The following is a 19637-nucleotide window of genomic DNA, read 5'->3' as shown; positions in this document are numbered from 1 at the left end:
CATACCTATTTATGTGCAAAGGAGAAGGATAAAATGACGAAGAGAAGAGTAGTTGTAACGGGAATTGGCGCCGTTACTCCACTTGGAAATGATGCTGAGACAACTTGGAAGAAGATTCAAGAAGGGATTTCAGGTGTTGGGATCCTAACAAGACTGAACCCAGATGATTATCCTGCCAAAGTGGTGGCAGAGGTTAAGGATTTTAATGTTGAAGACTTTATTGATAAAAAAGATGCTAGAAAAATGGACCGTTTCACCCATTATGCTGTCGCAGCTTCACTGATGGCGGTTAAAGATGCAGGATTAGAAATTAATGATGATAATTCACATCGTGTCGGTGTTTGGATTGGTTCAGGCATCGGTGGAATGGAGACGTTTGAAAATCAATTTGAAACATTCTTAAACAAAGGCCACCGTAGAGTGAGTCCGTTCTTTGTTCCGATGATGATTCCTGATATGGCAGCAGGTCAGGTTTCAATTACATTGGGAGCAAGAGGATTTAATTCCTGTACGGTTACCGCTTGTGCAACAGGTACAAATTCGATAGGCGATGCCTTTAAGGTCATTCAACGTGGTGAAGCAGATGCGATGGTAACTGGAGGAGCAGAAGCACCTATTTCTAGAATGGCAATGGCTGGTTTCTGTGCAAACAAGGCACTGTCTACAAATCCTGATCCAGGGACAGCAAGCCGCCCATTTGATTTAAATCGAGATGGCTTTGTCATGGGAGAAGGAGCGGGAATTGTTGTGCTTGAAGAATTAGAGCATGCGTTAGCACGGGGCGCCAAAATATATGCTGAAATCGTAGGCTATGCCGCAACAGGAGATGCATATCACATTACAACTCCCGCACCAGGTGGAGAAGGTGGAGCAAGAGCGATGAAAATGGCGATCGAGGACGCTGAGCTTAAGCCAGAAGATATTGGCTATATTAACGCCCATGGGACGAGTACAGATTATAATGATAAATTTGAGACATTAGCCATTAAGGAAGTGTTCGGTGATCATGCTAATAAGCTGGCCGTGAGTTCGACGAAGTCGATGACAGGTCATTTGCTTGGAGCTGCTGGCGGAGTTGAAGCTATTTTCACCGTATTGGCTCTAAAAGACTCTGTTTTACCACCAACAATCAATTTACAAACACCAGATCCAGAATGTGATTTAGACTATGTTCCAAATGTTGCTAGAAAGCAGGAAGTACATGCTGCTCTCAGTAATTCATTGGGATTTGGTGGGCATAATGCAACCATCGTTTTTCGCAAATATGAAGAATAAAAGTTAATAATGGGGAAATGAGAAAGAGTTCAAAAAAGTGTTTCACTTTTTTGAACCCTTTTTTCTTTGCACTGAAGGGAAGCATTATAAAAATCTGGCTGCCCGGTGCAGAAACAAAAGAACTGCTGTAGACAAAGTGGAACTGCAGCTCCATTCAAAAGTAACAAGAGACCGTCGAGAAGGAATATTCTTAAGTTTTTTTTATCTGCTTCCAGTCTCGTTTTTAATCTTATTTTCATAAACTAATGAAAAATTGGGGGTGGAGCATGTGGGAGTTGTTGAAACTGATAAATGGCTAAATGAAAATTTTGATCATCCGAGTAAAATATGCGAACAAATTGATTCGGGTAAGCCCGATTTATATTCATATCTAGTCCAGTTTGGAATGTATACACCGAATAGAAGGACGTGGGACTATTTTCAAAGATTACAAAAAAATAAGATATGGGCAGAAGTGAGAAAGTTATTAACGAAATATCAAAAACTATGGAATGGGCCCGAAGTGAATATTTATATATTTCCGATTGATCGCAGATTTGGTGATAAAGGCGGTGTTTCCTTTAAAAAGAAAATGTTTTTGTTTTTATCTCCACTTGAAGACCAGATGGAATTGGAAGCTTTGTTTGTCCATGAATACCACCATGTTTGCAGGATGAATAAGCAAAAAAAGGAAATAATTGACTATAATTTACTAGATTCCATCATATTAGAGGGGCTTGCAGAATATGCTGTAGAGTACTACTGCGGCAGCAAATATCGGGCAAAATGGTGCGATTATTATGAGGAGAAAGAATTAGAGCAATACTGGCAAGGGCTAAAAGAGAAAATTATTGAAATAAAGAGGGAGCAGTCACTTCATGACAGGATTTTATTTGGGAAAAGGGGCTACCCGAAGCTGCTTGGTTATGCGCTTGGATATCATCTTACAAAAGCAATGCCTAAAGACGGAAACTTTTCTGAAAAAATAAATTTTTATTCGAATTCCGAAAATTTCATATAATGAAATAAGTATAACCTGAATGAAACCTTATTGGACAAGCGTTTTAAAATTTATAAATAAAGAGAACTTTGATAATTGTAAAAAAACTCTTGCTATTTTAACAAAATTGTAATAATATTTTAATCAGTCGAAAGAATAAACAGAATAATTTGAATAACGGGCAAAACACAAATTTGCCTTTAAAATAGGGCTTTTAAAAAAGCTTAAGTTCACTATTCATAGTTTTATGTGAAAGGGTAGGGGGATTTATTTTGGGCGAGCCAATCTTAAAAATAGATAATTTACGGACATCTTTTCGAATTAAAGATGACTATTATCCAGCAGTAGATGGAGTTTCTTTAACAGTTAATAAAAATGAATTACTGGCTATTGTCGGCGAATCAGGCTGCGGTAAAAGTGCTTTAGCCTTTTCAATTATGAATCTACATAGCAGAGCAAAAATTGAAGGAAACATCAGTTTTAAAGGTCAGAATATTGCGAATTTACCGACGAGTAAATTGAATAAACTACGTGGGAAGGATATGGGGATGATCTTTCAGGATCCTTTAACAGCCTTGAATCCACTCATGATTATTGGAGAGCAAATTGGAGAAATACTGCTCATACATGGAACAAATTCTGCGGAAAAACGAAAAGAGAGAGTAATAGAATTATTGAATAAAGTTGGCATTCCCCGCCCTGAACATGTTTTTAATCAGTTTCCTCATGAGCTATCAGGTGGGATGAGACAGAGGGTTGTTATTGCAATGGCAATTGCTAATAACCCGGAACTGTTAATTGCAGATGAACCAACGACTGCACTCGATGTTACGATTCAATCGCAAATTCTAGATTTAATAAAGGAATTGAAGGAAGAGTCTGGAGCTGGCGTTATCCTGATTACTCATGATTTAGGAGTGGTAGCCGAGATGGCTGATCGAGTCGCCGTCATGTATGCAGGTCAAATTGTTGAAATAGCTGATGTTTATACACTATTTGAAAACCCTTTGCATCCTTATACGAGATCACTTTTGAATTCGGTGCCGACGGCAAATGAGGAGCAATCCACCCTGCATGTTATTCAAGGTGTAGTTCCGGCTTTGCAAAATTTACCGCGAGAAGGCTGTCGATTTAGTGCGAGAATTCCGTGGATTGCGGATTCAGCCCATGAGAAAAACCCTCAACTACATGAAGTAAGCCCAGGGCACTTTGTCCGCTGCACTTGTTATAAGGATTTTCATTTCCCTGATCGAGATAAGGAGGGCAATCGGCATGTCGTATCTTGAAGTAAAGGACTTAAAGGTTCACTTTCCTGTGAAAGGTGGGCTATTTGGTCGAACATTGGCTCATATCAAAGCAGTAGATGGGGTAAATTTTTCTATAGAAAAAGGAAAAACTTATGGGTTAGTTGGCGAATCTGGCTCCGGTAAAACAACGACAGGAAGGTCTATTATTGGTCTAAATAAAATTACCTCTGGACAAGTTTTTTTCGAAGGACATGATATCACCAATTTAAATAAAGCAAGTAAGGATATACGCAGAGATATTCAAATGATTTTTCAGGATCCCTATTCCTCGTTAAATCCTAAAAAACGGGTTATTGATATTATTTCTGAACCTTTACGAAACTATGAAAAGTTAACGAAAGGGGAAGAAACAAAGAGAGTTCAAGAATTATTGGAGCTTGTCGGTTTAAGTCCGGAGAGTATTCTCAAATATCCCCATGAGTTTTCAGGTGGACAAAGACAAAGGATTGGGATTGCAAGAGCGATTGCATTGAAGCCTAAACTAATTATTGCAGACGAGCCTGTATCTGCACTTGATGTTTCTGTGCAAGCGCAAGTATTAAATTTCATGAAGGAAATTCAGAAAGAACTAGGGTTAACCTATTTGTTTATTAGCCATGATTTAGGAGTAATCAAACATATGTGCGACCAAATTGGCATTATGTATAAAGGTAGATATGTAGAGTCTGGGACGAAAGAGGATATTTTTAATAATCCGCAGCATATATACACAAAACGTCTGGTTGCAGCGATTCCTGATATGAATCCACGAAATCGGCAGCAGCACCTGCAATTCCGCCAAGAAGTTAAGAACGAGTACGAACAGGCATATAATCAATACTTTGATGACGAGGGCTTGGCCTTTCAACTACAGCCCGTATCGGATACACATCTAGTGGCTTTGCCTGAGAAAGGTTGATTGTTATGTGGAAATTTTCTATACGACGAATCATGATAATGATTCCACAAGTAATTTTACTCAGTATTATCGTATTTATGCTAGCAAAAATGATGCCTGGTGACGCTTTAACCGGGTTGATTGACCCAAATATTGATCCGAACACGATCGCCGAAAAACGGGAAGAGTTAGGACTGAATGATCCGTGGTATGAGCAATACTCGAGCTGGGTTGCTGGAGTATTCAAAGGTGATTTAGGCCAATCCTTTCACTTTAAAATGCCCGTTTCAGAGTTGGTGTGGCAAAGAATTGTAAATTCATTCTGGCTTTCACTTCTGACTTTAGTGTTAACATATTTAATTGCGATTCCACTTGGGATTACGAGTGGACGCTATAATGATTCGTGGGCGGATCGTTTAATTACAGGTTATACGTATATTGGTTTTGCAGCACCGCTTTTCATTTTCGCGCTTGTGATGCTGTGGATCTTTGGTTTTCATCTCGGCTGGTTTCCAACAGGAGGCAGTGTCACGCCAGGGCTGACACCTGGAACATTTGAATATGTAATGAGCAAACTGTATCATATGCTGCTTCCAGCGTTATCAATGGCATTGATCACGACCGTATCGACTGTTCAGTATTTAAGAAGTGAAATTATTGATACGAAGCAAAAGGACTTTATTTTAACGGCAAGGGCAAAAGGTGCATCTGAATCAAGAGTGTATAATCGCCATATTTTAAGAAATTCACTGTTACCGATTGCGGCTTTCTTCGGATATGAAATCACTGGGCTAATCGGAGGCTCCATTTTTATCGAAAACATTTTTGGGTATCCAGGTATGGGGCAATTATTCTTAAATTCCATTCTTCTTCGTGACTATAGTGTTGTAACATCTCTTGTATTATTATTTGGAATTTTAACCATCTTGGGGACATTGATATCGGATATTATTTTAAGCCTAGTTGACCCGCGTATTCGGATTAAATAAGCATCGTAAACTGTGAGGTGAGCAAAATGGAAACAAATAAAATAGACCTTGGAAAAGATACGGAAATCGTTAAAAGTCCTTCGGGCTGGAGAATTGTCGGCCGGGAGATTGTACGGGATAAAGTAGCATTGTTTTCATTAATTTTTCTTGTAGCCATAATGATTATAGTGTATGGAACTTCGTTACTGTTGGATGTAAGAGAAATAGTAAAGGTTGATTTATTTTCAATTCATCAGCCGCCTTCCGAAGAGTTTCTACTTGGAACAGACTATGGTGGACGGGATGTATTTGGTCAATTAATTATTGGAACACGTAACTCTTTATCTATTGGAATTTTAGTTACGCTAATGACTGGTGCTATTGGCATTATCTATGGTTTAGTAGCAGGTTATTTTGGAGGAACCGTTGATAATATTATGATGAGGATTTTGGATTTCTTCCAAGTTTTACCTTTTTTAATGATTGTTATTGTGTTTGTTGCAATTGTTCCGAAATATAGTATTCTTACATTCTCTTTAATTATGACTGCTTTCTTATGGATGGGAATAGCCAGATTAATTCGTTCGAAAGCACTTCAAGAAAAAGAACTAGATTACGTACAAGCTTCGAAAACACTTGGAACATCTAATTTTAAAATTATGTTCACACAAGTTCTGCCGAATTTAAGTTCGTTAATCATCGTTACGATGACATTGAATTTGGCAGCGAATATTGGGCTGGAATCAGGGTTGTCTTTCCTAGGATTTGGCTTCCCTGAGAGCACACCGAGTTTAGGGACTCTTGTCAGTTATGCAAGAAATCCGCAAACTCTTGAATTCAGATGGTGGATTTGGGTACCAGCATCAGTGCTTATTTTAGTATTGATGTTAAGTATAAACAATGTTGGTCAAGCGCTGAAGCGTGCGACTGACGCAAGACAAAGAAGAGGATAAAAGGGAGGCAATAAAATGAAGAAAGCAAAATTTAGTAAGCTTCTGTTGGCGCTTATGCTTGTATTGGTGCTTGCATTAGCAGCTTGTTCTGGCGGAAAAGATGATTCTGCTAAAAAATCAGACGACGCAGACAAGACGTCAGAAGATACCAAAAAAGAAGATGGACTATATTCTATCGATGATTTCAAACAGGTTAAAACAAATGAAGGGGATGCGATGGAAGGTGGAAATCTTACCTTTGGTCTCGTTTCTGACACTGCGTTTGAAGGAACATTAAACTGGAATTTCTACTCTGGAAATCCAGATGGAGAAATTCTTTCATGGTTTGATGAATCGTTATTAACTTGGGATGAGAACTATGTGTACACAAATGATGGGGCGGCAACTTATGAGCCATTAGATGAAGTTTCTGCAGATGTCCTTGCAACTTTGCCGGCTGATGAGGCTGCTGAAGTGGCTGATAAGGGTGTTACAATCAAGTTCCAAATTCGAGATAATGTGAACTGGCATGATGGTAAACCTGTAACGGCTGAAGATTGGTTATTTGCTCATGAAGTGATTTCCGATCCTGACTATGACGGTCCTCGTTACGGTTCAGATTTCACGAATATTGTTGGAGTAGAGGCTTACCGTGCAGGAGAAGCTGATACGATTACTGGTATTGAAGTATTAGACGAAAAAACGTTGCAAATCACATATAAAGAATCAACACCGTCATTAGTAACGGGAAGTATTTGGACATATCCACTTGCAAAACATATTTTTGGAGACATGGCAGTAGCTGATATGTCAGCATCAGCGGAAGTGCGTCAAAAACCAATCGGTTTCGGTGCTTTCATCGTTGAGAGCATCACTCCTGGTGAAGCAGTGGTTATGAAGAAAAACCCGGATTACTGGCGTGGCGAACCAAAGCTAGACCAAGTTACAGTTAAAGTTATCAATCCGAATGTTGTTGCTCAAGCTCTACAAAAGGGTGAGGTTGACACTGTAAGTGAATTTGATGTGGATCAATTCCCTAACAATGCAAATTTATCTAATGTTGAATGGTTAGGAAAGATCGACCGTGCCTACACATATATTGGTTTTAAACTTGGTACATGGGATAAGGAAACAGCAACCGTAAAACCTGATCCAAATGCAAAAATGGCTGACGTCAATCTTCGTAAAGCAATGTGGCATGCGGTTGATAATAACACAGTTGGTAACAAGTTCTATCATGGCCTTCGTTGGAATGCGACAACATTAATTCCTCCGTCCCACCCTGAATTCCATGATGAAACGAATCCTGGGGTGGCGTATGATCCGGAAAAAGCAAAGCAATTGCTTGATGAAGCCGGTTATGTAGATGTCGATGGCGATGGAATTCGTGAAGATAAAAATGGAGATCCGTTAGTGATTAACTTTGCAACAATGTCTGGTGGAGACACGGCTGAACCGCTTGCTCAGTATTATATCCAAGCATGGGAAGCTGTCGGTTTAAAAGTTGAATTATTAGATGGTCGCCTGCAAGAGTTCAACTCTTTCTATGAGAGAGTAGGTAAAGAAGGTGACGATGATCCGAATGTTGATATCTTCCAAGGTGCATGGGGCGTTGGTATTGATGTTGACCCACGTGGTTTATATGGACGCGATGCAATCTATAACTTCTCCCGTTATGCAAGTGACAAGAATGATGAAATCTTGGCAAAAGGGGTTTCTCAGGAAGCCTTTGATGTAGAGTACCGTAAAGAAGTGTACAACGAATGGCAACAATTTATGGTAGATGAAGTTCCGGTATTCCCAACATTATATCGTGCAATTCTTGTTCCAGTTAACAACCGTGTTCATAACTACACGATTGAAGAAGGGGTATTACCTACAAAAAGACATGAAATTTCCGTTACACAAGAAGAGCCAATTAAAGCTGAATAACGAATATGAAAGAAAAGATCCGCGAAGGTTTGCGGATCTTTTCTTTGATCATAGCCAACCATCAGCACCGACATATACAAATCCTTATTAAGAAAGAAAAATTGGCTTAAGGTGGGATTTTGGGAATAAATTGACTCTTCACTGCCCATACTGAGTGACAAACAGATAACTTTATTTGCGCATAAAGTATTTCACATCTAGATGTGGAGGAAGTATGATTGAAGGAGTGAGGGGTAGATTCATGTTATATCTCCATGATGTTTGGGTCAATTGGTTTGAAGGTGAAGAGAATGGATATAATGTATGTCACTTCCATGAATGGCGCAAGGATGATGGTGTGGAGTTGCTCGATCAAGTGCCATTATTGAAAGTCAGTACGGTTTTGTTTAAATACATAGAAAATGATTTATCTGAACTGCCACAGCAGTTGTTGGATGACATTTATCAAAAGGCGTATTTACGAAAGAATCATGAAAGAGTTCAACTTGATTATTGTTTCATTGCTACAGATGGTATGGATATTATCGTCGTTGATACGATTGGCTACAACATTCCGATACGTAAAAGCAGGTTGATTCCGAGACAGGAGCAATTGGTCTATGAAATGATTGAAAGTCATGAACCGATTGACTATTCCTTTAATGATTCGTCTTCCTTAAAGGAATTTCATATTTTATCTCCTGCACCAGAATTGATGAATGGTTTAACAAGGAAAGAAAGACAATTAAAACAATTGTTGTTTATGGCTCTTGATCAGCTTCGTGCTTGTGATAATGTTGCTGAGATTCGCTATTGGTATACGGAGTGGAGTCCAGAACGCTACGGTGAAATACAACAATTGCCTTTTGAAGAGGTGTGGCAGCAATTATATGAAGAGATTCAATATGGCTGGTCAGCCAAGCATGAACAATTTTGTGAGAATTTAATTAAGGGACAGCCTTTCTTTGAGAAATTGTGGGAGATGGAGCATGGCTCAAGGGTAAATTAGGTTGTAGGTGTTAAGAGCAAGCCGCTTGTCGAACGGGACAAGCGGTTAGTTATATTGAATCAATTATCTTCTTTTCTTTCTTCCAAGCCCCATAGCGTTTTCCATTTTTTTAACCATTTTACTTGCAACGGTATTTGCTTTTTCTGCTCCTCGATCTAAAATTTCATCTAGCTGAGGAGAGTCCAGTAATTGATAGTATTTCTTTTGGATAGGTTCGAGCGCTTCAATTAATACCTTCGCTAAATCGCCTTTGAAATCTCCATAACCTTTGCCTTCATATTCGTTTTCCAGTTCTGGAATAGATTTATTTGAAAAAATTGAATAAATCGTTAGTAAATTAGAAATTCCGGGCTTTTTTTCTCGATCGAATTTAACAATACCTTCCGAATCTGTAACAGCACTTTTAATCTTTTTTTCAATTTGTTTTGGCTCGTCTAATAAAGAAATAAATGCCTTCTGATTCGGGTCCGATTTACTCATCTTTTTTAATGGATCTTGAAGAGACATGACCCTTGCACCTTCCTTAGGAATGCGTACTTCAGGGATCGTAAAAATATCGTTGTATTTTTTATTGAATCTCTCTGCAATGTCCCTTGTCAGTTCCAAATGCTGCTTTTGATCTTCTCCAACAGGGACTAAATTTGTTTGATACAACAAAATATCTCCCACCATTAATGGGGGATATGTCAGTAATCCGGCAACGACAGCATCCTTCCCTTGTGATTTGTCCTTAAATTGAGTCATTCTTTCCAATTCGCCAATATAAGTCACACATTGAAGCATCCATCCTGCTTGGGCATGGGCGGGCACCTCAGATTGAATAAAGAGCGTCGCTTTTTCAGGATCGATTCCAACTGCTAAATAAAGTGCAGCAAGGCTTCTAATATTTTTTCTAAGTTGAATCGGATCCTGTGGCACAGTAATAGCATGCTCATCAACGATGCAGAAATAACAATTATATTCATTTTGCAATTCAACAAATTGCTTCATGGCGCCAATATAGTTTCCAAGTGTAATGGTTCCGCTTGGCTGTATACCTGAAAAAATCGTTTCCATTCCTATTTCCTCCTATTCTCGATTAATAAATTATACCATTTTTCTATTTGACTTAAAACATTGAGAAGGGCTGGGGACAGACCTGCAAAATGCTATCGTGAATAGTTTGCTAATGCGAGAAGCATAAAAGCAATAATTAAAAGGCCGTTAATTAAAAAGGGAAGTGTATTTATTGAAATCATTTGTGATGGCAACACCATTTTTTCTATTTCCTTCTTATTGCTATTTTTGCCTGCAAAAACAAGGCGAAACGATCTTGTCATTTGGTCAAAAAAACCGCTTTTAATGGTTAAAAATAGTAAAGAAATAAATATGAATAATGCCCCAATATAAAATGAAATATTAATATAGAGCAACAAAGAAATTTCACGATAAACCAGAAAGGAAAGAAGAAATATTAAAAAGTTAGAAATGGAAAATAACCAAGCTATTTGGGATAATTGTTTTTTCAAAATATCAACTCCGTATAAAAAAATTATTCAAATCTATAATAAGATAAAATTAATATAAATGCAGTAATTATCACGTTTAGTGTATAAATATTGATATATAGGTGTTTTTTTATAATTCTGAAATTATAAAAAGGATAAATTACTGACATTTCTGTAAAATAAAATTTTTTCAAGAAAATAATTTACAAAAACTTTATTATCTGTATAATAGTCATTGTAACCATTTTTCTGAAAATAAAAAAGGGGAGGTCTACTAGTGAAAAAGTCGAAATTTTTTCTACTTTTATCTCTAATGCTCGTACTTAGCACATTTTTAGCTGCTTGCGGTGGCGGCGGAGATAATGCTGGTAAAGATGATAACAAAAAGGGTGCTGACGAAACAGCCGCACAAGAAATAAAAATGTTGGAAGCGCAAGCTATTCCGAACATGGATAGTGTAAAGTCAACAGATACAATAAGCTTTACCACATTAAACAACGTTAATGAAGGTTTATATCGTTTAGATGGAAATCAAGAAGTTGTTGAAGGAATGGCAGAAGGTGAGCCAGAAATAAGTGAAGACGGAACAGTGTACACTTTTAAACTAAGAGATGCTAAATGGTCTAACGGTGAACCTGTAACGGCACACGATTTTGTTTATGCTTGGCAGCGTGCGATTGATCCTGAAACTGCTTCCGAGTATGGTCCATATATGATGGATGGAAAAATTAAAGGTGCAGCCGAAATAACTGCTGCTGCAGCTGAAAAGAAAGAGTATGATCTCAATACTCTAGGTGTAAAGGCAATCGATGATAAAACTCTTGAAGTCACTCTTGAGAGACCGGTTCCTTTTTTCAAATCATTAATGACGTTCCCAACGTTCTATCCACAAAACCAAAAGTTTGTTGAAGAACAAGGCGAAAACTATGGTGTAAATTCTGATTCTATCCTATACAATGGTCCATTTGTTTTAGCAGATTGGGATGGAAGCACTGATTCTGAATGGTCATATGTGAAAAATGCAGACTATTGGGATGCAGATACTGTTAAATTAGAAAAGGTTACATGGAATGTATTAAAAGAATCTCAATCTGCAGCAAATGCATTTGAGACAGGAGAAGTTGATATTACTTCTAAATTATCTTCAGACGTAGTTCCTCAGTATGAGGGAGACCCAAGATTAGTTAAGTGGTTAGAACCAACGATCTTCTGGTTGAAAATGAACCAAAAAGAGAGCGATGCTTTGAAAAACGTCAATATTCGCAAGGCAATTGCACAAGCTATTAATAAGGAAGACTTCGTTAATAGCGTATTAAACAACGGTTCTATCGTGGCAAACTATGCTGTTCCTAATGAATTTGTTAAGAATGATGAGACTGGCGAAGATTTCCGTGCCATTAACGGAAATGAATTGTTGCCATATAACTTAGATGAAGCGAAAAAAGCTTGGGAAGCTGGTTTAGCTGAGCTTGGTACTGATTCTGTTGAGTTAAGATATTTAACTGATGATACAGAAACGGCAAAGAAATCGGCTGAATATGTGAAAAATCAATTAGAAACAAATCTTCCTGGAATGAAAATTAACGTAGAAAGCGTGCCATTCAGCGTACGTATTGACCGCCAGAATAAGCAGGATTACGATCTGCAAATGCATGGTTGGGGACCTGACTATTTAGACCCAATGACGTTCTCTGACTTATGGTTAACAGGCGGAGGAAACAATAAGATGGATTATTCAAATAAGAAGTATGACCAACTTATTGAAGAGGCTCAAACTACTTTAGCTCAGAAGCCGGTGGAACGCTATGAAGCGCTTGCTGAGGCAGAAAGAATTTTGCTTGAAGAGGATGCAGCCATTGCACCGCTTTATCAACGTTCTTCTAACCTACTTGTAAATGAGAAAGTAGAAAACTTTACTTACCATTTAGTAGGACCTGAGTATAGCTTTAAGTGGACTTCTGTAAAATAATAGGAAAATTATGACAATTACTAACATTGTTATAAGAAGAGAGTATATTGTTTCTCAATATACTCTCTTTTCCCTTTGCAAAAAAACAGTCTAACTTTTTTGAGATTTAGAAAAATTAGGGGGTGCGTAAGAAATGGCGAAATATCTGACTCAGCGTATCATTTATATGGTGGTAACTCTATTTTTAATTGCCTCGTTTACTTTTTTCCTCATGAAGATTATCCCGGGTACGCCTTTTTCAAATGCAGATAAATTATCAGACACACAGCTGAGCATTATGATTGATAAGTACGGTCTCGATGACCCAGTGCCAGTGCAATATGCAAATTATATGATGAACTTATTAAAAGGAGATTTAGGTGTTTCATTTCAATTTAATAACGTTGGGGTAACTGACATTATCATTAAAAGCCTTGGTCCTTCAGCAACACTAGGGGGGTTAGCAATACTGTTTGGCACATTTTTTGGGGTCATTTTAGGAGTTGTAGCTGCTCTAAAGCAAAATACATGGGTAGATTATACTTCGACCTTTATTGCTGTACTTGGTAAATCCATTCCGTCATTTGTATTTGCCGGATTGCTTCAATATTATATCGGCGTGAAACTAGGTTGGTTCCCAGTAGCATTTTGGCGCGGTCCAGAATATATGGTGCTTCCAACTATTGCGCTAGCAATGTTCCCTCTTGCAACAGCTTCGCGTTTTGTGAGAACGGAAATGATTGAAGTAATGGAATCTGATTATATTACCCTTGCAAAAGCAAAAGGGGCAAGCTGGTTTGAGATAGCTTTCAAGCATGCATTGAGAAATGCTCTTATTCCAGTTATTACGGTGCTAGGACCACTTGTTGTTAGTTTAATGACTGGTTCATTAGTCATCGAAAAAATCTTTGGTATTCCAGGAATTGGAGAACAATTTGTTAAATCTATCCAAGTGAATGACTATCCTGTTATTATGGGAACAACGCTCTTATTTGCGGGATTATTTGTTTTAGTTATTTTAATCGTTGATCTTTTATACGGTGTCATTGATCCACGAATTCGTTTAGCGGGAGGGAAAAAATAATGGAGCAAGAAAAAATTGCAAAAGAAATGTTTTCACCCGCTCAATTGGACTCTGCGAAAAGCGAAGAAATTTCTAAACCAAGCTTAAACTATTGGCAGGATGCATGGCTTAGAGTGAAGAAAAATAAAGGCGCCATCGTTAGTTTGGTGATTATCGCGATATTGACGATTATGGCATTGGTTGGACCTCATTTAACAGGTCACACTTATGAGGAACAAAATTTACAGCATAATAATTTGCCGCCACGTATCCCAGTTTTAGAAAATGTAAGTTGGTTGCCGTTTGATGGTAATTTAACTAGAAAAAATGGTGACGTTTATAATGCTTATGAACAAAAAAATGTTGAGGAATATTATTGGTTTGGTACCGATAGCTTAGGACGTGATCTTTTTACCCGTTTATGGAAAGGGACACAAGTTTCACTTTACATTGCCTTTTTAGCCGCTGCAATTGATATGATTATCGGGGTCATTTATGGTGCTATTTCCGGATTTGTTGGAGGAAGAACAGATAATATTATGCAACGTGTCATCGAGATTTTATCTGGGATCCCGAATTTAGTCGTTGTAATTTTAATGACGATTCTTTTAGATCCAGGGATTTTATCCATTACGTTGGCGCTGACGATTACAGGCTGGATTACGATGGCAAGGGTTATCCGGGCTCAGGTGCTTAAACTGAAAAATCAGGAATATGTTCTAGCTGCAAGAACATTAGGGCTTTCAAATGGGAAAATTATTAGCAAGCATTTAGTTCCGAACTTAGCTGGTGTTATTATCATTAACACAATGTTTACCATTCCTAGTGCAATTTTCTTTGAAGCTTTCTTAAGCTTTATCGGACTAGGATTACAGCCGCCTGATGCCTCATTAGGTACATTGATTGATGAAGGATTTAAAGTATTGCAGCTTTATCCATATCAAATGATTATTCCAGCGACCGTAATCAGCTTAATTATGATTTGTTTTAATATGGTTGCAGATGGACTTCGAGATGCGTTAGATCCGAAAATGCGCGATTAGAAAAGGTAGGTGAAAAGAAAATGGAAAAGATTTTAGAGGTTAAGGATTTGCACATTTCATTTCACACATTCGGTGGAGAGGTACAAGCTATTCGTGGAGTGAATTTTGATCTGTTGAAGGGTGAAACATTAGCAATTGTTGGTGAGTCTGGATCCGGTAAATCAGTTACAACAAAAGCGCTCATGCGTTTATTGCCAGAATCCAACTCTGAAATAAAAACGGGAGAAATTCTTTTTGGTGGAAAGGATCTCGCAAAGCTTTCTGATAAGGCAATGCAGAAGATACGCGGAAAAGAAATTTCCATGATTTTTCAGGATCCGATGACATCTTTAAACCCAACGATGAAAATTGGAAAACAAATTATTGAGCCGATTATCAAGCATCAAAAGCTTAGTAAGTCGGCAGCGAAAAAGCGGGCGATTGAAATCCTTGATCTGGTTGGGATCCCCAATCCAGAAGTGCGTTTTGAGCAATACCCGCATCAATTCTCAGGTGGAATGCGTCAGCGTGTTGTTATTGCGATTGCTCTTGCTTGTAATCCGAAGGTACTGATCGCGGACGAGCCGACAACAGCGTTAGATGTTACGATCCAAGCACAAATTTTGGAATTGATGAAGGATTTACAGAAGAAAATTGATACATCGATTATTTTCATTACCCATGATCTCGGTGTTGTAGCAAATGTTGCAGATCGTGTGGCAGTTATGTACGGCGGAAAAATTGTTGAAATCGGAACAGTTGATGAGATTTTTTATAATCCTCAACATCCGTATACTTGGGGCTTAATTAGTTCCATGCCAACACTTGATTCGGATGATGAAGAACTGTATGCCATTCCGGGTACTCCACCTGATTTGCTCCATCCACCAAAAGGAGATGCATTTGCACCGCGTAATGCTTACGCCATGAAAATCGACTTAGAAAAGCAACCGCCTATGTTCAAGGTATCTGATACGCACTATGCGGCGACATGGCTGCTGCATCCAGACGCTCCAAAAGTAGAGCCGCCTCCAGCGGTGAAAAGGCGTCAACGTGAATTCCTTGAAATGAAGGAGGGTAACTAAAATGGCGACGACTGAAAAATTAGTAGAAATTAAAAATTTAAAGCAGTATTTCAACATTGGCAAAGCTAATGAGGTAAGAGCGGTGAATGACATCTCTTTTGATATTTATCGTGGTGAAACGTTAGGACTAGTGGGAGAATCTGGTTGTGGAAAGTCAACTACAGGAAGAACGATTATCCGCCTTTACGATGCGACAGATGGAGAAGTGATCTTTGATGGCGTCAATGTTCATGGAAAAAAATCAAAGGCTGAATTAAAAGAATTCAATCGAAAAATGCAGATGATTTTCCAAGATCCACAAGCATCTTTAAACCCGAGGATGAAAGTGTCTGATATCATTGCGGAAGGTATTGATATTCATGGCCTAGCTAAATCAAAAGAAGAGCGCAAGAGACGAGTTGTGGAATTATTAGAAACTGTTGGTTTGAATAAAGAACATGCGAATCGTTATCCCCATGAATTTTCAGGCGGTCAGAGGCAGCGTATCGGAATTGCTCGTGCCCTTGCTGTAGAACCTGAATTTATTATTGCAGACGAACCAATTTCTGCACTCGATGTCTCAATTCAAGCACAGGTCGTTAATTTAATGAAAAAGCTGCAAAAAGAAAAAGGACTTACCTATTTATTCATTGCCCATGATCTTTCCATGGTCAAATATATAAGCGATCGAATCGGTGTTATGTATTTTGGAAAATTAGTCGAGCTAGCTCCAGCCGACGAACTTTATCAAAACCCGATTCATCCATATACACAATCTTTATTGTCAGCAATTCCGTTGCCAGATCCAAATTATGAGCGCAATCGTAAACGAAAAACATATAATCCAAGCGTTCATCAATATACTGAAGGTGACGATGTCCAATTCCGTGAAATAAAGCCTGGACATTTTGTTCAATGTTCGCTTAAGGAATGGGAACAGTATAAAGCTCAATATGCAAAATAATAAAAGGAAATCGAGTCATAGTTAATTCTCTCCACAATGTTTTTTTAGTTGCTAATCATTGGGGCGAAAGGGATTTAATTTGACTCCTTTTTCTTTTTAGTCGAATATCTTTTGGTTTTGTACATCAGTAAGAAAGCTATTTAATGGGGATTATCGGGTTCTTTACAAAATGTTAATCGAAAAAAGTCAGATAGATTTAAGGGCAAAGAAACGTTAAAATAGTATAAGAGCCCTGTTTATCCAAAGTTAGCGGGGAAAAGGGGATATTTATGAAATTTCTTCGTACTGTTTTTGTTTTTACTATAATTACCTTTATTTTTGGAACTAGTGCTTTCGCTGCACCCGACAAAAAAGCGCAACAACCGAAGTTACAGTCACTGCGTGAACATATCTCTTTACTGAAAGATTTACCAAGCGAAATGAAGCGCTTTAAGTATCAAAGCGGTTTTCAGTTCGAATATCCGGATGCTGTAAGAGGTATATATGTTACAGGGCATTCTGCTGGAAGTGAAAAATTTAAGCAATTGATTAAACTGATTGAGAACACTGATTTAAATTCGATGGTCATTGATATAAAAGATGATTGGGGGAATCTTACGTACATTCCTGATAACTCTTCATCATATAAAAATATTGGAAAGAATTATATAAAAAACCCAACGCAAATGTTAAAAACATTGGAGGAAAAGAAAATTTATCCGATTGCCCGCATCGTCGTCTTTAAGGATACAGTTTTAGCAACGGCAAAGCCTGGCCTATCTTTTAAGAGTGGTTCTAATGTATGGGTGAATGGGCGTGGAGAATCCTTTGTCAATCCGTTTTTACAAGAGGTTTGGGATTATAATGTTGAAATTGCAATAGAAGCTGCAAAGATGGGCTTCCAAGAAATTCAATTTGATTATGTTCGTTTTCCGGAGGGTTTTGAAACAAGAGATAAGAAATTGCATTATTCAATGGGCAATTATGAGAAATTACAGGAAGATGACACGCAAAAAAGGGTACAAGCAGTTACCGATTTTATCGCCTATGCCAAAAAGCAACTTGAACCATACGGGGTTAAGGTTTCAGTCGATATTTTTGGATATACGGCAACATTGCCTGAAGCCCCAGGAATTGGACAAAATTTCTCAAAAATAAGCGAGCATATTGATGTCATCTCTTCGATGATTTATCCCAGTCATTGGACTTCTTATTTTGGTATTAGCAAACCTGATTTGGAGCCGTACAAGCTCGTCTCTGAGTATGCCAAGCTGGAATCCAATATTTTATCTAGTCTTGAAAATCCTCCGATATCCAGACCATGGCTTCAAGATTTTACAGCCACTTGGTTGGGTAAAGGAAACTATAAAAAATATGGAAAGGCCGAGGTTGAAGCACAAATAAAGGCTTTAAATGATCATGGTATCAATGAGTTTCTTTTATGGAATGCTGGTAATACCTATAGTAAGAATGTGGACTATACTCCAGGGCGTTAATTTTTTCGGGATGCGGCAGGGACTGGTAGCGAGATAAATAATGGTGGCAGGTGTTCATGTAAACACCTGCCATTTTTTGTGATTCAATTATTTCTTAAATCCGCCGACACTTTTCCAGCCGGTTTGAATTTTTTCAGATTTATCAACGAACTCCGATTTGTTTTTACCACCGAACACTTTAGTACCGATTCCATTTAAGAGAACTCCCATCAACGCCGTTATTCCAATAATGAGAACAGCAACAATTGTTAAGTCCATTATGTACCCTGGCATGGTTAACCCCCCATATTTGTTTCAAAAATTTTTCATACAAACTATAATTATCCCCTACCCTCATTGTAAAAGAAGATCATATTGAAGAAAAGGGAAAATTATAAGATAACCGTAATAAAATTGGTTTAATAGGAAAATAATAGGGAAGTTTAAAAAGAAACAATTTGTACGAAGTAAAGGAGATGAACCATGCACTGGTATGAAAAGCTCAATCAGTATTTCCCGATTGAAGAAATGAAATCGAAGAAGCATATGGAGACGTTATTGCAGGAACGCTCAGATGTTTATCATAAGGATGAAGGTCCGCACCATGTTTTGATGTATGCTGAGTTTGATTATTTTGTCTTTATTGACTACTTATTCGTGTCAAAGGATGCGAGAGGTCAAGGATTGGGACATGAACTGCTTGAAAAATTAAAGCGTAAAGAAAAACCGATTATACTTGAAGTTGAGCCTGTTGATTATGAAGACAGTGATTCTGAGAAGCGATTGCGTTTCTATAAAAGAGAAGGATTTCAACATGCCCAATCGATTGGATACCGAAGACGCTCCCTTGCTACAGAAGAAATAAATGAGATGGAAATCTTATATTGGACTCCGAGCGGTGAAAGTGAAGAAAAGATTTATGAGGCGATGCGTAAAACGTATGACCAGATTCACACTTACAAGGATCAAGAAATTTACGGCTCTTCCTATCAACCTGTAGAGGAGGTATTAACGTTTCAAGAGGATAGTGACAGAGAGGACATGTTAAAGGATTTATAATTTTTTTCAATTCATCAATTTAATTGAGAATTATAGATCAAAAACGAAATCGTACTAAAATCTCGGGTGAAAAAAAATTAACGATTTTGGGTAAAAAGTGAAACTTTTCTGCGACTCATTCGTCTTATATAAAGAGTGCTATAAAACAGGCTTTGCCAAAAAAACATTCTCTGTATTCCGCAAAAAACTATACCTTTTTAGTCAACATTGGTGTATAATAAAACAATAGAAATTACTTATTTATAGTAATTTTAATTTAGTACTCAAATGAGAATGAATCTAATATAGATTTTTCGATTTTGTCGAAATTGAAGGAGT

Annotated in this window: 18 protein-coding genes; 15 read left to right on the top strand and 3 right to left on the bottom strand. The window is 37.9% G+C overall.

Annotation, left to right across the window (positions count from 1 at the left end; genetic code table 11):
- Nucleotides 1–33 precede the first annotated feature (33 nt).
- The 8 genes from fabF to NST02_RS17350 all read left to right on the top strand — a co-directional run bounded on the left by fabF (nucleotide 34) and on the right by NST02_RS17350 (nucleotide 9258).
- On the top strand, nucleotides 34–1275 hold the full coding sequence (gene fabF / locus NST02_RS17385) for a beta-ketoacyl-ACP synthase II (protein WP_340949320.1): 1242 nt from the start codon (nucleotides 34–36) through the stop codon (nucleotides 1273–1275).
- A 268-nt stretch (nucleotides 1276–1543) separates the two neighbouring features.
- On the top strand, nucleotides 1544–2275 hold the full coding sequence (locus NST02_RS17380; protein WP_340949319.1) for a DUF2268 domain-containing protein: 732 nt from the start codon (nucleotides 1544–1546) through the stop codon (nucleotides 2273–2275).
- A 251-nt stretch (nucleotides 2276–2526) separates the two neighbouring features.
- A complete protein-coding gene (locus NST02_RS17375; RefSeq protein WP_095310039.1) occupies nucleotides 2527–3540 on the top strand; it encodes an ABC transporter ATP-binding protein in 1014 nt (337 codons plus the stop codon).
- Nucleotides 3527–4459, top strand: a complete 933-nt coding sequence (locus NST02_RS17370) for an ABC transporter ATP-binding protein (RefSeq protein WP_095310040.1) — start codon at nucleotides 3527–3529, stop codon at nucleotides 4457–4459. The genes NST02_RS17375 and NST02_RS17370 overlap by 14 nt, the downstream gene beginning before the upstream one ends.
- A 5-nt stretch (nucleotides 4460–4464) precedes the next feature.
- A complete protein-coding gene (opp4B, locus tag NST02_RS17365) occupies nucleotides 4465–5427 on the top strand; it encodes an oligopeptide ABC transporter permease (protein ID WP_212933988.1) in 963 nt (320 codons plus the stop codon).
- Between the two features lie 26 nt (nucleotides 5428–5453).
- Nucleotides 5454–6359, top strand: a complete 906-nt coding sequence (locus NST02_RS17360) for an ABC transporter permease (protein WP_212933989.1) — start codon at nucleotides 5454–5456, stop codon at nucleotides 6357–6359.
- Nucleotides 6360–6374: 15 nt separating this feature from the next.
- Nucleotides 6375–8270, top strand: a complete 1896-nt coding sequence (locus tag NST02_RS17355) for an oligopeptide ABC transporter substrate-binding protein (protein ID WP_340949318.1) — start codon at nucleotides 6375–6377, stop codon at nucleotides 8268–8270.
- Nucleotides 8271–8511: 241 nt separating this feature from the next.
- Complete coding sequence (locus tag NST02_RS17350) at nucleotides 8512–9258, top strand: YjbA family protein (protein ID WP_137742686.1); 747 nt, start codon at nucleotides 8512–8514, stop codon at nucleotides 9256–9258.
- 63 nt (nucleotides 9259–9321) lie between these two features.
- On the opposite strand, the gene trpS is transcribed toward NST02_RS17350, so the two are convergent.
- Nucleotides 9322–10314 (bottom strand): tryptophan--tRNA ligase, encoded by a 993-nt coding sequence (gene trpS / locus NST02_RS17345; protein WP_137742687.1) that lies wholly within the window; start codon nucleotides 10312–10314, stop codon nucleotides 9322–9324.
- 92 nt (nucleotides 10315–10406) lie between these two features.
- Nucleotides 10407–10766 carry a DUF3899 domain-containing protein gene (locus tag NST02_RS17340; RefSeq protein ID WP_170211176.1) on the bottom strand — a complete coding sequence of 120 codons (360 nt, stop codon included), beginning with the start codon at nucleotides 10764–10766 and terminating at the stop codon, nucleotides 10407–10409.
- Nucleotides 10767–11022: 256 nt separating this feature from the next.
- Here NST02_RS17340 and NST02_RS17335 point away from each other — a divergent pair, with 256 nt between their 5' ends.
- The 6 genes from NST02_RS17335 (at nucleotide 11023) to NST02_RS17310 (ending at nucleotide 18281) form a co-directional block, all read left to right on the top strand.
- Nucleotides 11023–12714: a peptide ABC transporter substrate-binding protein gene (locus NST02_RS17335; RefSeq protein WP_137742689.1), complete on the top strand. Its 1692-nt coding sequence runs from the start codon at nucleotides 11023–11025 to the stop codon at nucleotides 12712–12714.
- Nucleotides 12715–12847: 133 nt separating this feature from the next.
- Nucleotides 12848–13777 (top strand): oligopeptide ABC transporter permease, encoded by a 930-nt coding sequence (gene opp3b, locus NST02_RS17330; RefSeq protein WP_137742690.1) that lies wholly within the window; start codon nucleotides 12848–12850, stop codon nucleotides 13775–13777.
- Nucleotides 13777–14799, top strand: a complete 1023-nt coding sequence (opp3C, locus tag NST02_RS17325; protein ID WP_137742691.1) for an oligopeptide ABC transporter permease — start codon at nucleotides 13777–13779, stop codon at nucleotides 14797–14799. The genes opp3b and opp3C overlap by 1 nt, the downstream gene beginning before the upstream one ends.
- Nucleotides 14800–14819: 20 nt before the next feature.
- Nucleotides 14820–15863, top strand: a complete 1044-nt coding sequence (locus NST02_RS17320) for an ABC transporter ATP-binding protein (protein ID WP_137742692.1) — start codon at nucleotides 14820–14822, stop codon at nucleotides 15861–15863.
- 1 nt (nucleotide 15864) lies between these two features.
- Entirely contained in the window at nucleotides 15865–16806 is a 942-nt protein-coding gene (locus NST02_RS17315; protein WP_137742693.1) for an ABC transporter ATP-binding protein, read from the top strand.
- Between the two features lie 269 nt (nucleotides 16807–17075).
- Nucleotides 17076–18281, top strand: coding sequence for a putative glycoside hydrolase (locus NST02_RS17310; RefSeq protein ID WP_137742694.1), 1206 nt, complete (start codon nucleotides 17076–17078; stop codon nucleotides 18279–18281).
- An 87-nt stretch (nucleotides 18282–18368) separates the two neighbouring features.
- Here NST02_RS17310 and NST02_RS17305 read toward each other — a convergent pair whose 3' ends face one another.
- Entirely contained in the window at nucleotides 18369–18554 is a 186-nt protein-coding gene (locus NST02_RS17305) for a hypothetical protein (protein WP_095310064.1), read from the bottom strand.
- Between the two features lie 189 nt (nucleotides 18555–18743).
- Between NST02_RS17305 and NST02_RS17300 the strand changes: the two genes are divergently transcribed.
- On the top strand, nucleotides 18744–19319 hold the full coding sequence (locus NST02_RS17300) for a GNAT family N-acetyltransferase (protein ID WP_137742695.1): 576 nt from the start codon (nucleotides 18744–18746) through the stop codon (nucleotides 19317–19319).
- Nucleotides 19320–19637 lie beyond the last annotated feature (318 nt).

Origin of the sequence: Robertmurraya sp. FSL W8-0741 (assembly GCF_038004005.1) — a bacterium.
Lineage (GTDB): Bacteria > Bacillota > Bacilli > Bacillales > Cytobacillaceae > Robertmurraya > Robertmurraya siralis.
Note: the sequence above shows the minus strand (reverse complement) of the source record. Positions and strands in the feature narration are given on the sequence as shown.